General features: G+C 63.8%; 23 protein-coding genes. 13 read left to right on the top strand and 10 right to left on the bottom strand.

Annotation, left to right across the window (positions count from 1 at the left end):
- Position 1: 1 nt before the first annotated feature.
- The 4 genes from mnmG to hemJ form a co-directional block, all read right to left on the bottom strand.
- Complete coding sequence (gene mnmG, locus VGR99_RS37595) at positions 2-1,882, bottom strand: tRNA uridine-5-carboxymethylaminomethyl(34) synthesis enzyme MnmG (RefSeq protein ID WP_326904995.1); 1,881 nt, start codon at positions 1,880-1,882, stop codon at positions 2-4.
- A 713-nt stretch (positions 1,883-2,595) separates the two neighbouring features.
- Positions 2,596-3,951 carry a tRNA uridine-5-carboxymethylaminomethyl(34) synthesis GTPase MnmE gene (gene mnmE, locus VGR99_RS37590; RefSeq protein WP_326904994.1) on the bottom strand — a complete coding sequence of 452 codons (1,356 nt, stop codon included), beginning with the start codon at positions 3,949-3,951 and terminating at the stop codon, positions 2,596-2,598.
- A 315-nt stretch (positions 3,952-4,266) separates the two neighbouring features.
- Positions 4,267-5,532 carry a transcription termination factor Rho gene (gene rho / locus VGR99_RS37585; protein WP_028133442.1) on the bottom strand — a complete coding sequence of 422 codons (1,266 nt, stop codon included), beginning with the start codon at positions 5,530-5,532 and terminating at the stop codon, positions 4,267-4,269.
- A gap of 250 nt (positions 5,533-5,782) precedes the next feature.
- Entirely contained in the window at positions 5,783-6,217 is a 435-nt protein-coding gene (gene hemJ, locus VGR99_RS37580; protein WP_326904993.1) for a protoporphyrinogen oxidase HemJ, read from the bottom strand.
- A gap of 456 nt (positions 6,218-6,673) precedes the next feature.
- Between hemJ and VGR99_RS37575 the strand changes: the two genes are divergently transcribed.
- Genes VGR99_RS37575 through dnaQ form a run of 4 tightly spaced genes read left to right on the top strand, consistent with a single transcriptional unit; the run spans position 6,674 to position 9,493 of the window.
- The gene (locus VGR99_RS37575; protein WP_326904992.1) at positions 6,674-7,513 is read left to right on the top strand and encodes a pyruvate, water dikinase regulatory protein; all 840 of its coding nucleotides are present in this window, start codon (positions 6,674-6,676) and stop codon (positions 7,511-7,513) included.
- Positions 7,514-8,122, top strand: a complete 609-nt coding sequence (locus VGR99_RS37570; RefSeq protein ID WP_326904991.1) for a Maf family nucleotide pyrophosphatase — start codon at positions 7,514-7,516, stop codon at positions 8,120-8,122.
- A 22-nt stretch (positions 8,123-8,144) separates the two neighbouring features.
- Entirely contained in the window at positions 8,145-8,744 is a 600-nt protein-coding gene (coaE, locus tag VGR99_RS37565; protein ID WP_326904990.1) for a dephospho-CoA kinase, read from the top strand.
- Between the two features lie 29 nt (positions 8,745-8,773).
- Positions 8,774-9,493, top strand: a complete 720-nt coding sequence (gene dnaQ, locus VGR99_RS37560; protein ID WP_326904989.1) for a DNA polymerase III subunit epsilon — start codon at positions 8,774-8,776, stop codon at positions 9,491-9,493.
- A 9-nt stretch (positions 9,494-9,502) separates the two neighbouring features.
- On the opposite strand, the gene secB is transcribed toward dnaQ, so the two are convergent.
- Complete coding sequence (gene secB, locus VGR99_RS37555; RefSeq protein WP_326904988.1) at positions 9,503-9,991, bottom strand: protein-export chaperone SecB; 489 nt, start codon at positions 9,989-9,991, stop codon at positions 9,503-9,505.
- Between the two features lie 417 nt (positions 9,992-10,408).
- Here secB and VGR99_RS37550 point away from each other — a divergent pair, with 417 nt between their 5' ends.
- Genes VGR99_RS37550 through VGR99_RS37540 form a run of 3 tightly spaced genes read left to right on the top strand, consistent with a single transcriptional unit; the run spans position 10,409 to position 13,213 of the window.
- On the top strand, positions 10,409-11,116 hold the full coding sequence (locus VGR99_RS37550) for a Tim44/TimA family putative adaptor protein (RefSeq protein WP_326904987.1): 708 nt from the start codon (positions 10,409-10,411) through the stop codon (positions 11,114-11,116).
- Positions 11,094-12,614 carry a murein transglycosylase A gene (locus VGR99_RS37545; protein ID WP_326904986.1) on the top strand — a complete coding sequence of 507 codons (1,521 nt, stop codon included), beginning with the start codon at positions 11,094-11,096 and terminating at the stop codon, positions 12,612-12,614. Before VGR99_RS37550 ends, VGR99_RS37545 begins: the two co-directional genes overlap by 23 nt.
- Complete coding sequence (locus VGR99_RS37540; RefSeq protein WP_326904985.1) at positions 12,611-13,213, top strand: Smr/MutS family protein; 603 nt, start codon at positions 12,611-12,613, stop codon at positions 13,211-13,213. Before VGR99_RS37545 ends, VGR99_RS37540 begins: the two co-directional genes overlap by 4 nt.
- Here the strand turns inward: VGR99_RS37540 and VGR99_RS37535 are convergent.
- The 5 genes from VGR99_RS37535 to hslV form a co-directional block, all read right to left on the bottom strand.
- Positions 13,210-14,334, bottom strand: a complete 1,125-nt coding sequence (locus tag VGR99_RS37535) for a hypothetical protein (protein ID WP_326904984.1) — start codon at positions 14,332-14,334, stop codon at positions 13,210-13,212. The genes VGR99_RS37540 and VGR99_RS37535 overlap by 4 nt on opposite strands.
- Positions 14,335-14,545: 211 nt before the next feature.
- The gene (hslU, locus tag VGR99_RS37530; protein ID WP_326904983.1) at positions 14,546-15,850 is read right to left on the bottom strand and encodes an ATP-dependent protease ATPase subunit HslU; all 1,305 of its coding nucleotides are present in this window, start codon (positions 15,848-15,850) and stop codon (positions 14,546-14,548) included.
- Positions 15,851-15,899: 49 nt separating this feature from the next.
- Positions 15,900-16,532: a DUF2585 domain-containing protein gene (locus VGR99_RS37525; protein ID WP_326904982.1), complete on the bottom strand. Its 633-nt coding sequence runs from the start codon at positions 16,530-16,532 to the stop codon at positions 15,900-15,902.
- Positions 16,529-17,014: a GNAT family N-acetyltransferase gene (locus VGR99_RS37520; protein ID WP_326904981.1), complete on the bottom strand. Its 486-nt coding sequence runs from the start codon at positions 17,012-17,014 to the stop codon at positions 16,529-16,531. Before VGR99_RS37520 ends, VGR99_RS37525 begins: the two co-directional genes overlap by 4 nt.
- Before the next feature lie 17 nt (positions 17,015-17,031).
- Positions 17,032-17,592 carry an ATP-dependent protease subunit HslV gene (gene hslV / locus VGR99_RS37515; protein ID WP_326904980.1) on the bottom strand — a complete coding sequence of 187 codons (561 nt, stop codon included), beginning with the start codon at positions 17,590-17,592 and terminating at the stop codon, positions 17,032-17,034.
- Positions 17,593-17,856: 264 nt separating this feature from the next.
- Between hslV and hisB the strand changes: the two genes are divergently transcribed.
- The 6 genes from hisB (at position 17,857) to VGR99_RS37485 (ending at position 21,608) form a co-directional block, all read left to right on the top strand.
- Positions 17,857-18,450, top strand: coding sequence for an imidazoleglycerol-phosphate dehydratase HisB (hisB, locus tag VGR99_RS37510; RefSeq protein ID WP_211411357.1), 594 nt, complete (start codon positions 17,857-17,859; stop codon positions 18,448-18,450).
- Positions 18,451-18,514: 64 nt separating this feature from the next.
- Complete coding sequence (locus tag VGR99_RS37505; protein WP_326905042.1) at positions 18,515-19,045, top strand: DUF2628 domain-containing protein; 531 nt, start codon at positions 18,515-18,517, stop codon at positions 19,043-19,045.
- Positions 19,042-19,692 (top strand): imidazole glycerol phosphate synthase subunit HisH, encoded by a 651-nt coding sequence (gene hisH / locus VGR99_RS37500; protein WP_326904979.1) that lies wholly within the window; start codon positions 19,042-19,044, stop codon positions 19,690-19,692. Before VGR99_RS37505 ends, hisH begins: the two co-directional genes overlap by 4 nt.
- Positions 19,689-20,432: a 1-(5-phosphoribosyl)-5-[(5-phosphoribosylamino)methylideneamino]imidazole-4-carboxamide isomerase gene (hisA, locus tag VGR99_RS37495; protein ID WP_326905041.1), complete on the top strand. Its 744-nt coding sequence runs from the start codon at positions 19,689-19,691 to the stop codon at positions 20,430-20,432. The genes hisH and hisA overlap by 4 nt, the downstream gene beginning before the upstream one ends.
- 3 nt (positions 20,433-20,435) lie before the next feature.
- Entirely contained in the window at positions 20,436-21,209 is a 774-nt protein-coding gene (gene hisF, locus VGR99_RS37490; RefSeq protein WP_194478777.1) for an imidazole glycerol phosphate synthase subunit HisF, read from the top strand.
- A 78-nt stretch (positions 21,210-21,287) separates the two neighbouring features.
- Positions 21,288-21,608 carry a phosphoribosyl-ATP diphosphatase gene (locus VGR99_RS37485; RefSeq protein ID WP_326904978.1) on the top strand — a complete coding sequence of 107 codons (321 nt, stop codon included), beginning with the start codon at positions 21,288-21,290 and terminating at the stop codon, positions 21,606-21,608.
- Positions 21,609-21,622: the final 14 nt, after the last annotated feature.

Below are 21,622 nucleotides of genomic sequence, written 5' to 3'. Positions count from 1 at the left end.
CCTATGCGATTGCCTTGGAAGTTTTCCGCGCCTCGCGGCGGAGATAGGCCGCGAGGATGCCGAGCGCTGCCGGCGTCATGCCGTCGATCCGGCCGGCCTGGCCGACCGTGAACGGTCGTGCCTTCTCCAGCTTGGCGCGGACCTCGTTGGAAAGACCTGGGACCTGCTGGTAGTCGACCTCCGACAGCACCATCCCCTCGTCTCGCCGGAAGGCTTCGACGTCGGCGCTCTGGCGCTCCAGATAGACGTCGTACTTGGCGTCGATCTCGAGATGGGTAGCGATGACGGGATCGATCGCGGACAGCTCCGGCCAGATCGCCCGGACCTGGCTCCAGCCGATATCCGGATAGGCCATCAGTTCGAAGGCCGACCGGCGCTGGCCGTCCCGGTTCAGGGACAGCCCGTGCTTGATCGCCTCGTTGGGGGTGATCGTCAGCGACTTCGAGAGCGTCCGGGCCGCGTTCAGGGCGTCCATCTTGGTACGGTGATGCTGGGTACGAGCGATGCCGACGCATCCCAAAGCGATCCCCTTCTCGGTCAGGCGCTGATCGGCATTGTCGGCCCGCAGTGTCAGCCGGTATTCGGCCCTTGAGGTGAACATCCGATAGGGTTCGCTGATCCCGCGGGTCACGAGGTCGTCGATCATCACACCGAGATAGCCGTCCGCGCGGTCGAACACCGTCAGTACTGCCCCACTGGCCGATAGCGCCGCGTTCAGGCCGGCCACGATGCCTTGCCCGGCGGCTTCTTCATATCCGGTGGTGCCGTTGATCTGCCCGGCCAGGAAGAGACCACGCAAACGCTTGGTCTGCAGGGTCGGATCGAGCTCCCGAGGATCGAGGTGGTCGTATTCGATGGCGTAGCCCGGACGGACCATCTTCACCCGCTCCAGACCGGGGATGCTGGCGAGGATCGCGAGCTGGACCTCCTCCGGGAGCGAGGTTGAGATGCCGTTGGGATAGACCGTGCTGTCGTCGAGACCTTCCGGCTCCAGGAAGATCTGGTGGCCATCGCGGTCGCCGAAGCGGACGATCTTGTCCTCGATCGAGGGGCAATAGCGCGGTCCGGAGCTCTTGATCTGGCCGGAATACATCGGGGAGCGATGGACATTGGCCCGGATCACCTCATGGGTAGCGGACGTGGTCCGGGTGATCCCGCACTGGATCTGCGGGGTCGTGATCCGCTCGGTCATGACCGAGAACGGCTCCGGCGGCTCGTCTCCTGGCTGCATCTCGACCGCAGACCAGTCGATCGTGGTACCGTCCAGACGCGGGGGCGTGCCGGTCTTGAGCCGTCCGAGGGTAAAGCCGGCACGCTCGAAGGAGGCGGAAAGGCCCATTGCCGGAGCCTCACCGACCCGGCCAGCGGGCCAGTTCTTCTCACCGAGATGGATCAGACCACGCAGGAAGGTGCCGGTGGTGACGACGACAGCCCCTGCCCGAAGCTCCCGGCCATCCGCCAGGCGCAGTCCGGTAACCCGCCCGTCGACCACAAGCAGCTCGTCAGCTTCGCCTTCGATGACGGAAAGACCCTCGGTCTCCCGGATCGCGGCCTGCATGGCGGCCGCATAAAGCTTCCGGTCCGCCTGGGCCCGGGGACCACGCACAGCGGGACCCTTCCGACGATTGAGAACGCGGAACTGGATGCCGCCGGCATCGCCGACACGGCCCATCAGACCATCGAGAGCATCGACTTCGCGGACCAGATGACCCTTGCCGAGACCCCCGATGGCGGGGTTGCAGGACATCGCGCCAACCGTAGAGAAACGGTGCGTCACCAGAGCGGTCGCCGCGCCCATCCGGGCAGAAGCAGCCGCGGCCTCACAGCCGGCGTGGCCGCCGCCAATGACGATGACGTCGAAACTCTCTCGCTCTGTTCGCATGGCGGACTTCTAGCTCAGAGGTATGAAAGCCGGAAGTAGAAACTGGGTGAGAGGGTGTTTCACGTGAAACGGACGACAGGCTTCGGAGGCCAGCAAAGCATTTTCCTGAAAACAACCCCATGCACAGTAGGAGGAGTGTTGAAGAGATTACTGTTTCACGTGAAACGAAATGGGCCGCAGAGGGCGAAAGATAGGTCCCGCGGAACTGGAGCGAGCCCGTCAATTCGGATTGTCTCGCCGCAGGCCGGCCGATCAAGGAGCAACAGCTCGCGCGACACTCGTCATTGCGAGCGTCGCGAAGCAATCCAGAATCCCCTCCCAGTAGCAGTCTGGATTGCTTCGTCGCAAGAGCTCCTCGCAATGACCCGGCTGGCGTCTCGCCATTGCGAATGACCATCTCGCTCGCGGAGAGACACAGTCTTCCGCTCGTCTTACGACATCAGGCGGCTGACCTGCGCAATTGGCGTTTCACGTGAAACAGGATGGAATCAGTTGCTGCTGTTTCACGTGAGACCAGCGGGACCCGTAGCCCGGATGGAGCGCAGCGAAATCCGGGACAGGCGTCCGCCGGAGCGAAAGAGGTCCCGGATTGCGCTGCGCTCCATCCAGGCTACGAAGAAAGCCGCAGCATGCTCTACGCGGAATAGGCGGCCCTGTTTCACGTGAAACACAAGTAATGGAACAAGCGTTAGTTCTAGATTGAAGAACTAGCACTACTTTCCGATACAGAATTTCTGGAAAATGGCGCCCAGGACGTCCTCGACGTCGACCCGCCCCAGCAGCCGGCCGAGGGCATAGGCAGCGGCGCGCAGCTCTTCGGCAGCGAGTTCCTCGCCCTCTTCTACAAGCTCGAGACTCCGGCGCAAGCTCTCTGACGCCCGGCTCAACAGGTCTCGCTGACGGGCCCGGGTCACGACCGCGCCTTCGCTGGCTCCGAAAAAATTCGACGCGAATTCCACAAGGGCCTCGACGAGCTCGGGGATACCATCGCCCCGGCTCGCCGAGATCCCGAACTCGTCGCGCGGCCCAGCGCCCCCGGGCTCGTCGAGATCGATCTTGTTGCGCACGATCCAGACCGGCCCGTCCGGCTGCTCGCCGTCTCCGGACTTCCGAAGGGACCCCAGCGCGTCCGGATCGGCGGCCTGCTCGCCCTCGACCAGCCACAGCACCAGGTCGGCGTCTTCGGCGCGCGCCCGCGCCCGGCGCACGCCTTCCTGCTCGACCGGATCGTCGGTCTCGCGGATGCCGGCGGTGTCGATGATTGTGACCGGATAACCGTCGAGATCGAGCTGCACCTCGATCACGTCGCGCGTGGTGCCCGCGTGCGGCGAGACGATCGCGACCTCGCGGCGCGCGAGCTGGTTGATCAGCGTCGACTTGCCGACATTCGGCTCGCCTGCGATCGCGACCACCAAGCCCTCGCGCAGGCGTTCAGAATGTCCCTGTGCCGCAAGGACTTTTGTGATTTCATCATGCAGGGCTCTGATCGCCTTGACGGCCGGCGCCCTCAATTCGGCAGGCACATCGCCTTCATCGGAAAAATCGATTCCGGCCTCGATCAGCGCCGACGCTTCGATGATGCGCTCGCGCCAGTCGCGCGCGCGATCGCCGAGCAGGCCTTGCAACTGGCGCAGGGCCTGGCGGCGCTGGCGGTCGGTGTCGGCGTGAATGAGATCGTCGAGGCCCTCGGCCTCGGTGAGGTCGAGCTTGCCGTTCTCGAAGGACCGCCGCGTGAACTCGCCGGGCTCGGCCGCGCGCGTATTCGGAATTATCGAAATATCTGCAAGCAACGCCGCCAGCACGGCGCGGCCGCCATGGACGTGAAATTCGGCGATGTCCTCGCCGGTCGCGCTGCCCGGCCCTGGAAACCAGAGTACGACGGCATCGTCGATCGGCTGGCCCTGGACGTCGCGGAGCAGCCGGCGGCTCGCCTGCCTCGGCGCCGGCAGCTTGCCCGCGAGCGTCGTCAGGACCAGGCCGGCCTGCGGGCCCGAGACGCGCACCACGGCGATCGCGCTCGGCGCACGGCCGGACGACAGCGCAAAGATGGTCTGGTCTCGCGGATGCATGGCCTATTTGTCCGGCTGGCGAAGAAAAGGCAAACAGCTCGTTCTTGCGCGGCCGGCGCCACCTTTTGCTGCGCTTTGGTCCGCAGCAATCACCTTATTGCAGTGCAATATAAGACGCAGCATTTTGCTGCAAAACTGGCTTGGCTCGGAACCATTCGGCCGGCCGAAGTCAATCATACCATAAAGATATCAACAGCTTATCGTGATTCCAAGTTCCCGGGCAATCTGTCAGCCATGCTGCACTATTACCGCAGCAAAGCTGCACAACAAAAAGGGCGCCCGAAGGCGCCCTCTGATGTCTTGCCGCACCCTGGCTCAGGTGTTCATGGAGTCGAAGAACTCCGAATTGCTCTTGGTCGAGCGCAGCTTGTCGAGCAGGAAGTCGATCGCGTCCATCGTCCCCATCGGATTGAGGATGCGGCGGAGCACGTACATCTTCTTGAGCACCTGCGGATCGGTGATGAGCTCCTCCTTGCGGGTGCCGGAGCGCGAGATGTCGATTGCCGGGAAGGTGCGCTTGTCCGAGACCTTGCGGTCCAGGATCAGTTCCGAGTTACCGGTACCCTTGAACTCTTCGAAAATGACTTCGTCCATGCGGCTGCCGGTATCGACCAGCGCGGTCGCGATGATGGTCAGCGAGCCGCCCTCCTCGATGTTGCGGGCGGCGCCGAAGAAGCGCTTCGGGCGCTGCAGCGCGTTGGCGTCGACACCGCCGGTCAGCACCTTGCCGGATGACGGCACGACGGTGTTGTAGGCGCGGCCGAGGCGGGTGATCGAATCGAGCAGGATCACCACGTCGCGGCCATGCTCGACCAGGCGCTTGGCCTTCTCGATCACCATTTCGGCGACCTGGACGTGACGCACCGCCGGTTCGTCGAAGGTCGACGACACGACCTCGCCCTTCACCGAACGCTGCATGTCCGTGACTTCTTCCGGACGCTCGTCGATCAGCAGCACGATCAGATAGCATTCGGGGTGATTGTGCGTGATCGAGTGCGCGATGTTCTGCATCAGCACGGTTTTACCCGTGCGCGGCGGCGCGACGATCAGCGCGCGCTGGCCCTTGCCGATCGGCGCGACGATGTCGATCACGCGTGCAGAAAGGTCTTTCCGCGTCGGATCGTCGATTTCCATGCGGAAACGCTGATTCGGAAACAGCGGCGTGAGGTTGTCGAAATTGACCTTGTGCTTGGCCTTTTCCGGATCCTCGAAATTGAGCGTGTTGACCTTCAGCAGCGCGAAATAGCGCTCGCCCTCTTTCGGGCTGCGAATGTGGCCTTCGATGGTGTCGCCGGTGCGCAGGCCGAAACGGCGGATCTGCGAGGGCGAAACGTAGATATCGTCCGGGCCCGGCAGATAATTCGCATCGGGCGAGCGGAGGAAGCCGAAGCCATCGGAGAGAACCTCGACGACACCCTCGCCGACGATGTCGGTCTCGGCCAGCGCCAGCTGCTTGAGGATGGCGAACAGCAGCTCCTGCTTGCGCATCGTGCTGGCATTCTCGACCCCATGCTCTTCCGCGAACGAGACGAGCTCGGCCGGCGTTTTCGACTTGAGGTCCTGGAGTTTAATTTCCCGCATTGGGGTGGTCCTGTGGGGTAACCTTTGGGGAGGGGATGCGAGGAGGCTCTGAAATGCGGACGTGAGAAGATTAGGTCCGCAGGTCTGGCAAGGTGAGTGCCGGGTGAGGCTTCAAACCTGATGCGGTGTCCGGCCTCTGGAAAGCTCAGACACAACCACATCCGCCTGCGTTGGGTGGGATATCGCTAATATAGAAAATCGCTTCCCGCTCCGCAAGACGAAGCACTGAGCGATTCGTCGCGCGGTCTGCCTAGAACGGCTTCACGATCACCATGATGACGATAAAAATCATCAGGACGGTCGGCACCTCATTGATAATCCGATAGAATTTCTGGCTCCGCGGACGCCGGTCGGCAGCGAAATCCTTCAGCCAGCGGGAAAAAAAGCCGTGGACCGCCGACATCGCCAGGACCAGTGCCAGTTTTACGTGCAGCCAGCCGAATGTGAACCAGTGGCCGGCCCAGGCGAGATAGAGCCCGGCGAGCCAGGTGACGATCATGGCGGGGTTGATGATCGCCTTGAGCAGCCGGCGTTCCATCACCTTGAACGTTTCGGACTGCTTCGAGCCGATCTCGGCCTCGGAGTGATAAACGAACAGTCGCGGCAGATAGAGCATGCCGGCCATCCAGGCGATGACCGCGATCACATGCAGCGCCTTGATCCAGAGATAGACGTCTTCGAACATATCTTGCGCCCGGATGTCTGCCCGCAAAGGGAACTGGGGATAGTAAGAACCCGTTAAGGTCTTACCCTGCACACATATCCGTCCGTAGCGCCTTCCTCAAATCTAGAATCTTAGATTCTTAAGGTTTGAGTCTTAGTGACCGTGGATTGGACTCACGCAATTCCATCCGCGCGTTCGTGCGTGCTTGTTCACATCTCTCAACATATCCCGAGGCGCTGCTGCGATTTGCGATAATTCGGCCAGCTTCAAAGGCTTGCGCGTTTCTGTCGGCAGCTTATCAAGGGGGTTGTCCGCGCAATCCCGCTTCCCTTTTGGCGAGGCGCCGGACTTGTTCTGACGGGCAGTGGTGTGAAGAAAATTGGCACTTGTCCCGCCCCTGGTGTCGCACATCCCTTTCCGAGGGGTTAAGCTCCACAGAAATCCACAAATCACACCGCCTTCATACAAAGAGTTTCTGTGCCGACCTCGAACAATTATTTCCATCTGCACCTGGTCTCCGACTCCACCGGCGAGACGCTGATCACCGTGGCGCGGGCGGTCGCGGCCCAATACGCCAATGTGACGCCGGTCGAGCATGTCTATCCGCTGGTGCGCAGCCAGAAGCAGCTCGATCGCGTGCTCGATGAGATCGAGGAAGCGCCGGGCATCGTGCTGTTCACGCTGCTGGAGAAGGATCTGGTCTCCAGGCTCGAGGACAAGTGCAAGGGGATCAACGTTCCGAGCCTGTCGATCATCGGGCCGGTGATGCAGTTGTTCGAAGCCTATCTTGGCGCAGCGACCACCGGCCGCGTCGGCGCCCAGCACGTCCTCAATGCGGAATATTTCAAGCGCATCGACGCGCTGAACTACACGATGATCCACGACGACGGTCAGCATGTCGAAGGCCTTGACGATGCCGACGTGGTGCTGGTCGGCGTGTCCCGCACCTCGAAAACGCCGACGTCGATCTATCTCGCCAATCGCGGCATCCGCACCGCCAACGTGCCGCTGGTTCCCGGCATTCCGGTGCCCGAACAACTGGAGAAGCTGACTCGGCCGCTGGTGGTGAGCCTGCATGCGACGCCGGAGCGCCTGATCCAGATCCGCCAGAACCGCCTGCTCTCCATGGGCGCCGAGTCCGGCAGCGATACCTATACGGACAGACAGTCGGTCACCGAGGAAGTCGCGTTCGCGCGCAAGCTGAGCGCCAAGCACGACTGGCCGCTGTTGGACGTGACGCGCCGCTCGATCGAGGAAACCGCAGCCGCGATCATGAAGCTCTACAGCGATCGCCAGCGCAACCGGCCTTCGGAATAAATGGCTCTCTGGCGCGGCACATCTCCGTTGATCCTGGCGTCGCAGAGCAGCGCACGAAAGATGCTGCTAGCCAATGCCGGGCTCGAATTCAAGGCGATCACAGCCGACATCGACGAGCGCGGCATTCAGGCCGCGTCCAAGCTTTCGAATCCGCGCGAGATCGGCCTGCTGCTGGCCCGCGAGAAAGCGAAGGCGGTCTCGGTCAATCATCCCGGAAGCTACGTGATCGGTGCCGACCAGACGCTGGCGCTCGGCAACCGCCTCTTCAACAAGCCCGCCGGCCGCGCGCAGGCGCTGGCGCAGTTGCGGGATCTCGCCGGCAACAGCCATGAGCTGAACTCCGCGGTGGCTGTGGCGCATGACGGCAAGATTGTCTTCGAGGATGTTTCGATCGCCCGCATGACCATGCGGCAGATGACCGACGCCGAGCTCTCGACCTATCTCGATGCCGCGCGCGATGCCGTCACCACCAGCGTCGGCGCCTATCAGCTCGAGGGGCTCGGCATCCATCTGTTCGAGCGCATCGAGGGCGACCATTTCACCATTCTCGGCCTGCCGCTGCTGCCGCTGCTTGCGTTCCTGCGGCGCGAGCGGCTAGTTGCGGTCTGAACGATAAAATGGCTGGGCGCTGATGCGGATCCTCGGACTGACCGGCTCGATCGGAATGGGCAAATCCACCACCGCGAAATTGTTCGCGGAGGCGGGCGTGCCCGTCTATGACGCCGATGCCGCCGTCCATCAGCTCTATGAAGGCGAGGCCGCGCCTGCGATCGAGGCCGCCTTCCCCGGCACTACCGCGAACGGCAAGGTCGACCGGACCAAACTCTCGGCGCGCGTCGTGCACGATCCCGCCGCGATCAAGCAGCTCGAGCAGATCGTCCACCCGATGCTCGGTGCGTCCCGGAAAAAATTCTTCGCCGATGCGGAAGCCGCCAAGGCGCCGGTGGTGGTGCTCGACATCCCGCTGCTGTTTGAAACCGGCGGCGAGAAGCGGGTCGATGCCGTCGTCGTGGTCTCGACCTCGCCGGAAGTTCAGCGTCAGCGGGTGCTGGCGCGCGGCACGATGGACGAGGCCAAGCTCGATGCCATCATCGCCAAGCAGACGCCGGATGCCGAGAAGCGCAAGCGCGCGGATTTCGTGGTGGATACGTCACACGGACTTGAACCGGTGCGCGCCCAAATCACGCACATCCTGGCCGAGGTGGTTAAGATGCCGCAGCGGCGGAGCTGATTCGCCGGCTTCAGACGGCATCCCAGATCATGCGTGAAATCGTTCTCGATACCGAAACCACCGGCCTCGATCCGCTCCGCGGCGATCGCCTGGTCGAAATCGGCTGCGTCGAGATTTTCAACCGCATGCCGACGGGCCAGACCTATCACGTCTATATCAATCCCGAACGCGACATGCCGGCGGAAGCCTTCGCGGTGCACGGGCTGTCGGCCGAGTTCCTCTCGACCAAGCCGCTGTTCCACGAAGTGGTCGATGCGTTTCTGGAGTTCATCGGCGATGCGCCGCTGGTGATCCACAATGCTTCGTTCGACATCAGCTTCATCAATGCCGAGCTTGATCGCATCAAGCGCCCGGCGATCCCGCGCGAGCGGCTGGTCGATACGCTGCTGCTGGCGCGGCGCAAGCATCCGGGTGTGTCGAACCGGCTCGACGATCTCTGCTCGCGCTATTCGATCGACAATTCACACCGCACCAAGCACGGCGCGTTGCTCGACTCCGAGCTTTTGGCCGAAGTCTATGTCGATCTGGTCGGGGCGCGGCAGTCGCAGCTGCTGCTGGCTTCGGAGAGCGAAGAAATCAGGATCAATGCCGCCGGCGATGCGCCGCGGCGGCAGCGGTCTGTGCCGCTCGCGCCGCGGGTGACTGATGCCGAGCGCGAGGCCCATCGTGCCTTCATCGCAACCATGGGCGAGAAGGCGATCTGGAACGAGTTTCTGCCCGCTCCAGCTTCCGCCAATCCGGCTGGTTAGGCCCGTTAATCAGGCCTGGCCGGTCTGACCGCCCTGGGCGGCCATTTGCCGCTCCATGTTCTGACGATAGAGACCGACGAAGTCGACCGGATCCAGCATCAGCGGCGGGAACCCGCCATCACGCACGGCGGTCGCGATGATCTCGCGGGCGAACGGGAACAGCAGGCGCGGGCATTCGATCATGACCAGCGGATGCAGGTTCTCCTTCGGCACGTTGGTGATGCGGAACACGCCGGCATAAGCGAGCTCGAACGAGAACATGATCTTGCCTGCGGTCTCCGCCTTGCCCTCGACCGACAGCGTCACCTCGAACTCGGTTTCGCTGAGATTGTTGGCGCCGACATTGATCTGGATGTTGATCTGGGGCGGCTGGCTCTGCTGCTGGAGCGAGGTGGGCGCGTTCGGATTTTCGAACGAAAGGTCCTTGGTGTACTGCGCCAGCACGTTGAGCTGGGGAGCCTGGGCCGCCTCGGGAGGGGTGCCGTTACCGTTGGTCATGAATGTCTCTCCTTACCCGATTGGGGCTGAATTTCGCGGCGGTTGGCTAACATAGGGCCGCCTCATTCCACAAGGACGAACGGCCCCGGACGGGGGTTCCGGACCGTGCCCACAACTGTGACGTTCAGGCCGGCCTTTCGGCGAAATCGCACCTTAAACGATTGAAGATGCGCGATTTCCGGGCAGGATCGGGTTTCCCCTTAAGCATAAAACGCGCTACAATCAGTGCTGTGCCAAAAGGCGCCATTGGCCGGGCAAGATTTCGTGCCTACATCCCACGGACCTGACGCTCGGACCCAAAAATGGTGATGTAGACTTGCCGTTCCCGTATGGAACGGTCTACTGGCCGGATCGATTTTCCCGGCGACGACCCCTTCTAGTCGGCCCTTCTTGAGAAGACCAGAAAGCGAATACGACGTGGACATCTACACCATCATCTTCCTGGCGTTGGCGGTCTTCATCTTCCTGAGGCTGCGCAGCGTGCTGGGGCAGCGCACCGGCAACGAACGGCCGCCGTTCGACCGCACCGCCGCCCGGAATGCGCTGGGTGGTGCCCAGGAGCCGAACGTCGTGACCATGCCGGGCAAGGTGATCGACCAGGCCCCGCTGGCGCCGACGGTCGAGCCGACCCCGCCCTCCGATCGCTGGAAGGGCCTGGCGGAACCGGGCACTGTGCTGGCGCAGGGTCTCGACGCCATCGTCGACAAGGATTCCACTTTCGATCCGCGCCATTTCATCTCGGGTGCCCGCGGCGCCTATGAGATGATCGTGCTGGCCTTCGCCAATGGCGACCGCCGCGCCCTGCGCGACCTGCTGTCGTCGGAGGTCTATGACAGCTTCGACGCCGCCATCAAGGAGCGCGAGAAGAACGAGCAGAAGACCGAGACGCGCTTCGTCTCGATCGACAAAGCCGAGCTGGTCGGCGCCGAGTTGCGTGACCGCACGGCCCAGCTCACGATCCGTTTCGTCTCGCAGATGATCTCGGCGACCCGCGACAAGACCGGCAACATCGTCGACGGCAGCGCCGACACGGTGGCCGATATCACCGATATCTGGACTTTCGCCCGCGACATCACCTCTCGCGATCCGAACTGGAAGCTGGTTGGCACCGGAAGCGCGAATTAAGCTCTTTCTGAAGAACGGCGCGACGGCGCTTTGCGCGGGTGCCGTCGTGCTTTCGTCGTTCTCGCTCGGTGCCGAGGCGGCGCGGCGTCACTATCGCAGCCACCACCATCATTTGCCACAACTGCCCGCCGCTCCGCCGCGGGCGTTGCCTTATCCGCAGCTTCCTTTGCCGTTCGAGATTCCCGGCGCGCAATATATGCCGCTGGCCTGGGCCGACGTGAAGGGCTGGAGCGACGACGATCATCTCGCCGCGTACAAGACGTTCCGTGCCAGCTGCAAGACGATCAATGCGCAGACCGGCGCGCCCGAGCCGAAGGCGCTGGGCGCTTCGCTGAGCGAGCCCTGCCGCGCCGTCAAATCACTCGAGCTCAGCGACGACGCGAAAGCAAAAACCTTCTTCGAAGAGAATTTCTCGCCGCTGCGGATTTCGCGCCTGGGCGAGCCCGACGGCTTCGTCACCGGCTATTACGAGCCGGTGCTGGAGGGCTCGCGGACGCAGACCGATGTCTTCAACGTGCCGGTCTATCGCCGTCCGTCGAACCTGTTCGTGCGCGGCTACAAGCAGGATTCCGTCAGCCTGCCCAACAAGGGCCCGGTCTATCGCAAGATCGGCCGCCGCAAGCTCGTGCCCTATTACGATCGGGGTGAAATCGAGGACGGCAAGATCGCCGGCCGTGGGCTGGAGATCGCCTGGCTGAAGGATCCGACCGATCTCCTGTTCGCGCAGATCCAGGGCTCGGCCCGGATCAAGTTCGACGACGGCGGCACGGTCCGGCTGAACTACGACGCCTATAACGGTTTTCCCTACACCGCCGTCGGTCGCATCCTGATCGAGCGCGGCATCATTCCGAAGGAAGAGATGTCGATGCAGAAGATCAGGGAGTGGATGGCGCAGAATCCTGACGGCGCCAAGGAGCTGCGGCGGCAGAACCGCTCCTACATCTTCTTCCGCGAGGTCAATCTCTCCGACAAGGACGAGGCGGTGGGCGCGCAAGGCATTCCGCTGACTGCCGGCCGCTCGATCGCGGTCGACAAGGCGCTGCATGTCTACGGCACGCCGTTCTTCATCGAGGGTGAGCTGCCGATCGATTCCGAACGCGCCAGGACGCCGTTCCACCGGCTGATGATCGCGCAGGACACCGGCTCGGCTATCATCGGCCCCGCACGCGCCGATCTCTATTTTGGTGCCGGCCAGGAGGCGGGCCGCGTCTCGGGCCGGCTGCGCCATCCCATGCATTTCGTCATGCTGGTGCCGAAGGGTGTCGATCCCTCAGCGCGTGGCGCGAAGCTGCCGGTTCCGGACCCGCGGCCCTCGGAGAAGATCGCAAAACTGTTTCCGCAGACCGATCCGGCCAAGCCGGGCGCAGTCGTGGCGCAAGGCAAAAGTGAGACGGTCGCCGTCGCCAACCCCGTGCCGCTGCCGGTGCCGCGTCCCGCGATCGAGCCGGATCAGGAGCCGCGGCGGCCGGTGAAGAATCGATCCCATCGACAGCAATGAAGCGATCGTCCCGTCCGCCCGTGCTGGAGCCTCGCCCCCCGCAGCGCCGCCGCGTGCTGAGCGAGGAAGAGCGCGAGCTGTGGGATCTCGTGGCAAAACAGGTCAAGCCGCTGAAGAAGCTTCGCGCGGCCAAGGTGGCGACGAAGCCGCAGGCCGTGCCGCGCGCCGAGCCTTCGTCCGCCGCACCGGTCACGCGACCTGCATCATCGCCCCGTCCGATTGCTGCCGCGCCGGCGCCGCGGGTGGCGAAACCCGCAATGCCGCCGTTGGCGCCGCTCGGCAAGCGTGAGCGGACCAAACTGTCGCGCGGACGCAGCGAGATCGAGGCGCGGCTCGACCTGCACGGCATGACCCAGATGCGCGCCCATCGCGCCCTCACCGGCTTCCTGCACCGCGCCCATCATGACGGCATGACCTTCGTGCTCGTCATCACCGGCAAGGGCCGCAGCGGCGGCGACAGCGGCGTGCTGCGGCGACAGGTGCCGGAATGGCTGAGCCTGCCGGAATTCCGCACCTTCGTGGTCGGGTTCGAGGAGGCCGCCATCGGTCATGGCGGCGAGGGCGCGCTGTATGTGCGGATTCGGCGCGCCAGGTTCTAGAACGGCCGGACGATTCCGACGCGCGGGATCAGCGTGATGATCAGGCCGAAGATGTTTGTCTTCTGATCCTCCGACGGAATCAACGCCGTCTCCCGCGCGGCAGGCAGCATCTTCACCGCGTGCAGGATCAGGAACATGCAGACCGCCCAGTTCGAGATCCAGCGCGAATAGTCGAACACCATCGCGAACATCACGAGATAGGCAAGGCTGACGCCCACAAGCGCGGCGATGACGAGACGGCGATGCAGCTCGCTTGCGAGCGCGCCGATCAAATTGGCGAAGAAGCGCCACAGCGGCGTGTGCAGCCAGATCAGCAGCGCGAACATGGGCACGCCGAGAATGTTGTGTGGCAGCCGGCCCCAGGTATCCGAGATCTCCTTCGCCAGCGGCTGGTACCAGATATAGGCGAATTGCAGCAGGTCGGTGCGCGACGGATCGGCCATCCGGGTCTTCAGATACGCAACGAAATCCGCCTCGGGGATCGGCATCGTTCCCAGGAATTGCGCCGCGAAGAACAGCGCGGAGACGATGGCGAAGGCGACGATACCGAAGACAACATTGGTGCGATTGCAGCCATGGGCGAGGTAGTGCCTGACCACGACGATAGTGATGATCGTCGGCACATACATCAAGAGATGGATGTGGTGGATCAGTACGAGGACGATCGAGAACAGCGCGGCCGTCGCCACGAACAGCAATGAACCCGCCGGCATCAACAGCAGGATGATCGCGAGCGCGCAGCCATAAATGTCGAAATGGCCGAGCGTATGCATGAAGTTCTTCAGGAAGAACGGCGAGCCCGCGATGAACACGAACAGCGGCAGCGTCTTCGCGGTGAAGCCGAAGGTCTTCCGAAACAGTCTTGCGTAGAGCCCGAGCGTCACCAGCCAGGTCGCGCCACCGAGCGCGAACACCAGCCAGACCGGCACCTTGTCAGTGAACAGCGCGACGATCGCCCCGATCAGCGCCCGCTTGATGAAGCCGAGATGGTAGTCGACCAGGAGATGGATGTAGGGGACGTAAGGCGGCAGCTGGATCTTGTGAATGAACACGCCGACGATGACCGCCGCGTTGATCGCGAGCAGCAGCCGCCAGGGGTTCTTCTGGATCTGAGCGATCACGCCGCACCCGAGCTGGCGCGATCTATCGTCGCTGTCGTTTCGGGCAAGCGAAGCGCGACCCGGGACCCATAACCACAGGCGGCCGTTTGAGTCGGGATCGTGGTCGACATCTGTTTAAGCAAGGACCGCCGGTGGTTATGGGTCCCCGCCCACGTGCGCAATTGCGCACCAGGCGGGGACGACAGCGGATAGATAGCCGAGCCCGGCCGAATTACAAAATAAACCGGCTCAGATCGGCGTTCTTGGCGAGGTCGCCGACGTGTTTCTGCACGAAATCGGCGTCGATCTTGACGGTCTCGCCGCTGCGGTCGGGGGCGGTGAAGGAGATCTCGTCCAGCACCCGCTCCATCACGGTCTGAAGCCGCCGCGCGCCGATGTTCTCGACGGTGGAATTGACGGCCACCGCGACGTCGGCCAGCGCGTCGACGGCGCTGTCGGTGATGTCGAGCGTGACGCCCTCGGTCTGCAGCAGGGCGACATATTGCTTGATCAGCGAGGCCTCGGGCTCAGTCAGGATGCGGCGCATGTCGTCGCGGGTCAGGGCCTGCAATTCGACGCGGATCGGCAGGCGGCCCTGCAATTCCGGCAGCAGGTCGGACGGCTTTGCGACGTGGAAGGCGCCGGAGGCAATGAACAGGATGTGGTCGGTCTTGACCGCGCCGTGCTTGGTCGAGACCGTGGTGCCTTCGATCAGCGGCAAGAGATCGCGCTGCACGCCCTCGCGCGAGACGTCGCCGGCGGCGCGGCCTTCGCGGGCACAGATCTTGTCGATCTCGTCGAGGAACACGATGCCGTTGTTCTCGACCGCGCTGATCGCCTCCAGCGTCAGCTGGTCGGAATCCAGGAGCTTGTCGGACTCCTCGTTGACGAGGATCTCGTGCGAACCCTCGACCGTCAGCCGCCGCGTCTTGCTGCGGCCGCCGAGCTTGCCGAAGATGTCGCCGATCGAGATCGCGCCCATCTGCGCGCCCGGCATGCCCGGGATTTCGAACATCGGCATGCCGCTGCCGCCGCCCTGCGTCTCGATCTCGATTTCCTTGTCGTTGAGCTCGCCGGCGCGCAGCTTCTTGCGGAAGGATTCCCGCGTCGCCGAGCTGGCATTGGCGCCGACCAGCGCGTCGAGCACGCGCTCCTCGGCGGCAAGCTGCGCCCGGGCCTGCACGTCCTTACGCTTGCGCTCGCGCACCTGGGCGATCGCGACCTCGACGAGATCGCGGACGATCTGCTCGACGTCGCGGCCGACATAGCCGACCTCGGTGAACTTCGTGGCCTCGACCTTCAGGAACGGGGCGTTCGCCAGCTTGGCGAGCCGCCGCGCGATCTCGGTTTTGCCGACGCCGGTGGGGCCGATCATCAGGATGTTCTTCGGGAGTACCTCCTCGCGGAGGGAGCCTTCGAGCTGCTGCCGGCGCCAGCGGTTGCGCAGCGCGATCGAGACGGCGCGCTTGGCGTCGGCCTGGCCGACGATGAAACGATCGAGTTCGGATACGATTTCGCGGGGGGAGAAGTCTGTCATGTCTGCTTAGCTAGGGCGGGAGGCGGCCAAGGACAAGCCGCATTTTGGGTCAGATGATGGGCGGACCCGATTGCCATTGTTTCACGGCATCGATCGGGTGGATCAGCATCAATATATTGAGCGTCAGATTGTCGCGAATGTGGAGCGCCAGCATGATTTCGAAGGCGAGCCCGATCAGGACCGTGACCGATACCGGCAGCACGCGCGCGGCGAGGAACCCCAGCACCATGGCCAGATTGTCCGAGACCGAATTGACGATGCTATCGCCATAATAATCCAGCGAGATCGTGCCGGCGCGGTAGCGCTCGATGATGAACGGCGAGTTCTCGACGATCTCCCAGGCGCCTTCGATCAGCATCGCGATGATCAGCCGCGCCGGCCAGGACAAACTTGGAAGAGGCAACTGCACGAACGGCAGGCGCGCGAACAGCAGCCAGGTCAGGCCGTAGAACAGGAAGCCGTGCAGGATGTGCGAGAAGGTGTACCAGTCGGCGATGTGCTGCGAATTTTCCGAGCTGTTCACCGCGCCATGCCAGAGCTTGACGTAGCCGCACGTGCAGATCGGCACCCGCCCCATTGCGAACAGGATCGAAGCCTGCAGCGCCAGCAAGAGCAGCGCGATGCCGACCCAGGCGAGCGGCGGGACTGCGACCTTGCTCGGGTGTGCGTGCGTCAGTGTCATGGTTGGCGCACCATCAGCAGCGCCGCTCCATCCGGCGTCTCGACCATGCGGTCGCCGACAAAGCCGGCCTTCTCATAGGCGCGTAAGGCGCGTGCGTTGCGCGGATCGGGATCGGTGACCATGCGCGGCAGGCCGTTCTCAAACTGCTCGTCGACAAACTGGCGGATGAACGCCGAGCCGTGACCGCGCGCGATCATGTCGCTTTCGCCGATGAACTGGTCGATCCCACGCGTGCCCTCCGGTTGCGGCCCAAAGCCCGTATTCCAGGCGGTCAGGCGGTAGCATTGAAGATAGCCGAAGGGCTGCTGGCCGGCCAACACGATGAACTGGTCCATGGCGGGCTCGTCGAGGTCGCCGCTGACCAGCGCAAACTGCTCGTCCGGATCGCCCCACCATTCCCGCACATGCGCCGCGCCCAGCCACCGCCGGATCAGCGGCAGGTCGGCCACGGTCATCGGGCGGAAGGCGTAGGCGGGCGGCATGTCCTGTTCGGTCTGACCTAGCCGGTCGCCAGGCTCTCGATGGTCAGATTGCGGTTGGTGTAGACGCAGATGTCGGCGGCGATGTCGAGCGAGCGGCGGACGATGGTCTCGGCGTCCTTGTCGGTGTCGAGCAGGGCCCGCGCCGCCGCCAGGGCGTAATTGCCGCCGGAGCCGATCGCCATGACGCCGGCCTCGGGCTCGAGCACGTCGCCGGTGCCAGTCAGCACCAGGGAGACGTCCTTGTCGGCCACGATCATCATGGCTTCCAGCCGCCGCAGATAGCGGTCGGTGCGCCAGTCCTTGGCCAGTTCCACCGCGGCCCGGGTCAACTGCCCCGGATATTGCTCGAGCTTGGCTTCCAGCCGCTCGAACAGGGTGAAGGCGTCGGCGGTGGCGCCGGCAAAGCCGCCGATCACGTCGCCTTTGCCGAGTTTCCGGACCTTTTTGGCGTTGGACTTGATCACGGTCTGGCCGATCGAGACTTGGCCGTCGCCGCCGACCACCACCCTGCCGTCCTTGCGGACCGTCAAAATCGTGGTGCCGTGCCAGCCCGGCGAGCTGTTCTGGGAATCCTGCATGAAGTACCTCGTTGTCCGGCCTGATTTAGGCGGTCGGGGCCAAGGGGACAACCAGCGGGACAACCAGGGCATAACGGGCCGCTCCGGGCCCAATTTCGCTCACCATAGGCGGAAGTAGAGGCCCCGCCAGCCGTTCCCGCAGTAGCGAAGGTGTCATTTGGCTGTTAAGAGACTGGCGTTTTCGGCCCCGAGCATGATCCGGAAGAGTGGGTACCGGTTTTCCGGTGAAGATCATGCTCAAAAAGAAGCGAAAGCCAGCTTTCAATGCGCACAGCGACGATCAAGCGCAAGACCAAGGAAACCGACATCGAGGTCTCCGTGAACCTCGATGGTACCGGCGTGGCCAATATCGCCACCGGCATCGGCTTTTTCGACCATATGCTCGATCTCCTCGCCCGCCATTCCCGCATCGACCTGACGGTCAAGGCGGTGGGCGACCTGCACATTGATTATCACCATACCACCGAAGACACCGGCATCGCGCTCGGCCAGGCGGTCAAGCAGGCGCTCGGCAACATGGCGGGCATCACCCGCTATGCCGGCGTGCACATGCCGATGGACGAGACCCTGTCGCGCGTGGTCATCGACATTTCGGGCCGCCCGTTCCTGGTGTTCAAGGCCGACTTCCCCCGCGACAAGATCGGTGAGTTCGACACCGAGCTGGTGCGCGAGTGGTTCCAGGCCTTCGCCATCAACGCCGGCGTGACTCTCCACGTCGAGACCCTATATGGCGATAACAGCCACCATATCGCCGAGTCCTGCTTCAAGGGTCTGGCACGGGCGCTGCGCACCGCGGTCGCGATCGATCCGAAGGCGGTGGGCGAGATCCCGTCCACCAAGGGCTCGCTGGGCGGCTGACATTTCCGTTTTGCGGCAAACGCTGCGGGCGGCATCACTGAATTCTCGAGAACGGGGCATCACCATGCCTGTCTACACAGTTCACGCTCCCTTCCCTGGTGGAGCCGATCTGCGTGCGACCGACAAGTTCGTGTTCGTGCGCGACGGTTTTCATTTCTGGGCGATGGTGCTCGGTCCGTTCTGGCTGCTCTGGAACAGGCTCTGGCTGGCGCTGATCGGCTGGGTGATCTTCCTGGCTGCATTCGATGCCGGGCTGCATAGCCTCGGGGTCGGCCGCAGCGGGATCTTCTTTGCTAATCTCATCATCGCGCTGCTGATGGGCTTTGAAGCCTCCAGCCTGCGCCGCTGGACGCTGTCGCGCGGCAAGTGGCGTCAGCTCGACGTCGTCATTGCCGACGACGAAGACACCGCCGAGCGCCGCTTCTTTGAGCGCTGGAGCCAGAAGCAGCACGGCATCGTCAACGATCAATGGGCCGTCGATCGCGGCGGTCCGCCGCCGACCCGCACCGCGCCGGGTCAGCAATTCTCGAACCCGCCGCCGCTTCCGGCCGGCGGCATCATTGGTTTGTTTCCAGAACCGGGAGGGTCAAGGTGAGCGTCGCCATCATCGATTACGGTTCCGGGAATCTGCATTCCGCGGCCAAGGCCTTCGAGCGCGCCGCGCGCAGCCTCGAAAATCCGCAAAAGGTTTTCGTCACAAGCGATCCCGATCAGGCCTACGAGGCTGACCGTCTGGTGCTGCCGGGCGTCGGCGCCTTCGCCGATTGCCGGCGCGGGCTCGATGCCGTCAACGGCATGGTCGAGGCGATCACGGAAGCCGTGCGCGTGAAGGCGCGGCCGTTCTTCGGGATCTGCGTCGGCATGCAGTTGATGGCGAGCCGCGGCAAGGAGCATGTCATCACCGAGGGTCTGAACTGGATCGGCGGCGACGTCGAGAAGATCACGCCGCGTGACGAGAGCCTGAAGATCCCGCACATGGGCTGGAATACGCTCGAGCTGCTGCAGGAGCACCCGGTGCTGAACAAGCTGCCGCTCGGCGCCAAGGGCCAGCACGCCTATTTCGTGCACTCGTACCACCTCAATGCCGCCAACGAGGCGGACGTGCTCGCGCGCGCCGATTATGGCGGGCCTGTCACCGCGATCGTCGGCAAGGACACCGCCATCGGCACGCAGTTTCACCCCGAGAAAAGCCAGCGCTTCGGCCTCGCTTTGATCTCGAACTTTTTGCGATGGAAACCGTGATTCTCTTTCCGGCAATCGACCTCAAGAACGGCCAGTGCGTGCGCCTCGAGCAGGGCGACATGGCGCGCGCGACCGTGTTCAACCTCAATCCAGCGGCGCAGGCCCAGAGCTTCGTCGAGCAGGGCTTTGAGTATCTCCACGTCGTCGATCTCGACGGTGCCTTCGCCGGCAAGCCGGTGAATGCGCAGGCCGTCGAGGCGATGCTGAAGACGATCAAGATCCCGGTGCAGCTCGGCGGCGGCATTCGCGATCTCGCCACCGTCGAAGCCTGGCTCGACAAGGGTATCACCCGCGTCATCATCGGCACCGCCGCGGTGCGCGATCCCGAGCTGGTGAAGGCCGCGGCGAAGAAATTCCCCGGCCGTGTCGCGGTCGGGCTGGACGCGCGCGACGGCAAGGTCGCGGTCGAAGGCTGGGCCGAGACCTCGCAGGTGACGGTGCTGGAGATCGCCAAGCGATTCGAGGATGCCGGCGTTGCTGCCATCATCTTCACCGACATCGCGCGCGACGGCCTGCTCAAGGGCCTGAACCTCGATGCAACCATCGCGCTGGCAGACGCGATCTCCATTCCGGTGATCGCCTCCGGCGGCCTCGCCTCGATCGAGGATGTGAAAGCCATGCTGATGCCACGCGCGAAAAAGCTCGCCGGCGCGATCGCCGGCCGCGCGCTTTATGATGGCCGGCTCGATCCCGCCGCCGCCCTCACCCTGATCCGCAACGCGCGCGCGCCGGGGAGCTGACACATGTTCAAGGTGCGCGTGATCCCCTGCCTCGACGTCAAGGACGGCCGCGTCGTCAAGGGCGTCAACTTCGTCGATTTGCGCGACGCCGGCGATCCCGTCGAAGCCGCGATCGCCTATGACGCCGCCGGCGCCGACGAGCTGACCTTCCTCGACATCACCGCGACCCATGAGAACCGCGGCATCATGCTGGATGTGGTCCGGCGCACGGCGGAGGCCTGCTTCATGCCCGTCACCGTCGGCGGCGGCGTGCGCAAGGTGGACGACATCAAGACGCTGCTGCGTGCCGGCGCGGACAAGGTCTCGATCAACAGTGCCGCGGTGTCGCGGCGCGAGTTCGTCAAGGAAGCTGCCGAAAAATTCGGCGAGCAGTGCGTGGTGGTCGCGATCGACGCCAAGCGCGTCAAGCGCCCCGGCGGCGACCGCTGGGAGATCTTTACCCATGGCGGCCGCAACTCGACCGGCATCGACGCCATCGAATATGCCCAGGAAGTGGTCTCGCTCGGCGCCGGCGAGCTCCTGCTCACCTCGATGGATCGCGACGGCACCAGGCAGGGCTTTGACATCCCGCTGACCCGGGCGATCGCCGACAGCGTTCCCGTTCCCGTGATCGCCTCGGGCGGCGTCGGCAATCTCGACCACCTCGTCGACGGTATCCGCGACGGGCATGCCACCGCCGTGCTGGCCGCCTCGATCTTCCACTTCGGGGAATTCACCATCCGTGAAGCCAAGGAGCACATGGCGCGGCGCGGGCTGCCCATGCGCCTGGATGCCTGACGACTCCCGCCCCTAAAAATGCTACACAGGCCGGCGGGGAATGGCCTCCACGGCCTCATGTGTTTCTGAGTAAGTCCGATGCCGCGTTTTACGATCCACGATCTGGCCGAGACCATCGACGCCCGCGCGGCATCAGGTGGGGAGGCCTCGTACACCCGAAAGCTCCTCGACAAGGGCGCCGAGCATTGCGCCAAGAAGTTCGGTGAGGAAGCAGTCGAAACCGTAATCGCAGCAGTCGAAAACGATCGCGCGCATCTGATCGCCGAGGGCGCCGACCTGCTCTATCACTTCCTTGTGCTGCTCAAGTCCCGCGGCGTAAAGCTGGAGGAGGTTGAGTCAGCGCTCGACAAGCGTACGAATATGTCAGGGTTGGAAGAGAAAGCTTCGCGTAAGGGCTAGTATAAGCCCCAACG

This window comes from Bradyrhizobium sp., assembly GCF_035935975.1.
GTDB lineage: Bacteria > Pseudomonadota > Alphaproteobacteria > Rhizobiales > Xanthobacteraceae > Bradyrhizobium.
Note: the sequence above shows the minus strand (reverse complement) of the source record. Positions and strands in the feature narration are given on the sequence as shown.

What these genes read in the sequence shown, in the direction of transcription:
- hisB (WP_211411357.1), top strand. Translation starts at nt 17,857, where the DNA reads ATGCGCACAGCGACGATCAAGCGCAAGACCAAGGAAACCGACATCGAG.
- mnmE (WP_326904994.1), bottom strand. Translation starts at nt 3,951, where the DNA reads ATGCATCCGCGAGACCAGACCATCTTTGCGCTGTCGTCCGGCCGTGCG.
- VGR99_RS37570 (WP_326904991.1), top strand. Translation starts at nt 7,514, where the DNA reads ATGGCTCTCTGGCGCGGCACATCTCCGTTGATCCTGGCGTCGCAGAGC.
- mnmG (WP_326904995.1), bottom strand. Translation starts at nt 1,882, where the DNA reads ATGCGAACAGAGCGAGAGAGTTTCGACGTCATCGTCATTGGCGGCGGC.
- hisF (WP_194478777.1), top strand. Translation starts at nt 20,436, where the DNA reads ATGTTCAAGGTGCGCGTGATCCCCTGCCTCGACGTCAAGGACGGCCGC.
- VGR99_RS37505 (WP_326905042.1), top strand. Translation starts at nt 18,515, where the DNA reads ATGCCTGTCTACACAGTTCACGCTCCCTTCCCTGGTGGAGCCGATCTG.
- VGR99_RS37540 (WP_326904985.1), top strand. Translation starts at nt 12,611, where the DNA reads ATGAAGCGATCGTCCCGTCCGCCCGTGCTGGAGCCTCGCCCCCCGCAG.
- hslU (WP_326904983.1), bottom strand. Translation starts at nt 15,850, where the DNA reads ATGACAGACTTCTCCCCCCGCGAAATCGTATCCGAACTCGATCGTTTC.
- coaE (WP_326904990.1), top strand. Translation starts at nt 8,145, where the DNA reads ATGCGGATCCTCGGACTGACCGGCTCGATCGGAATGGGCAAATCCACC.
- VGR99_RS37525 (WP_326904982.1), bottom strand. Translation starts at nt 16,532, where the DNA reads ATGACACTGACGCACGCACACCCGAGCAAGGTCGCAGTCCCGCCGCTC.
- rho (WP_028133442.1), bottom strand. Translation starts at nt 5,532, where the DNA reads ATGCGGGAAATTAAACTCCAGGACCTCAAGTCGAAAACGCCGGCCGAG.
- VGR99_RS37485 (WP_326904978.1), top strand. Translation starts at nt 21,288, where the DNA reads ATGCCGCGTTTTACGATCCACGATCTGGCCGAGACCATCGACGCCCGC.
- VGR99_RS37520 (WP_326904981.1), bottom strand. Translation starts at nt 17,014, where the DNA reads ATGCCGCCCGCCTACGCCTTCCGCCCGATGACCGTGGCCGACCTGCCG.
- hslV (WP_326904980.1), bottom strand. Translation starts at nt 17,592, where the DNA reads ATGCAGGATTCCCAGAACAGCTCGCCGGGCTGGCACGGCACCACGATT.
- secB (WP_326904988.1), bottom strand. Translation starts at nt 9,991, where the DNA reads ATGACCAACGGTAACGGCACCCCTCCCGAGGCGGCCCAGGCTCCCCAG.
- dnaQ (WP_326904989.1), top strand. Translation starts at nt 8,774, where the DNA reads ATGCGTGAAATCGTTCTCGATACCGAAACCACCGGCCTCGATCCGCTC.
- hemJ (WP_326904993.1), bottom strand. Translation starts at nt 6,217, where the DNA reads ATGTTCGAAGACGTCTATCTCTGGATCAAGGCGCTGCATGTGATCGCG.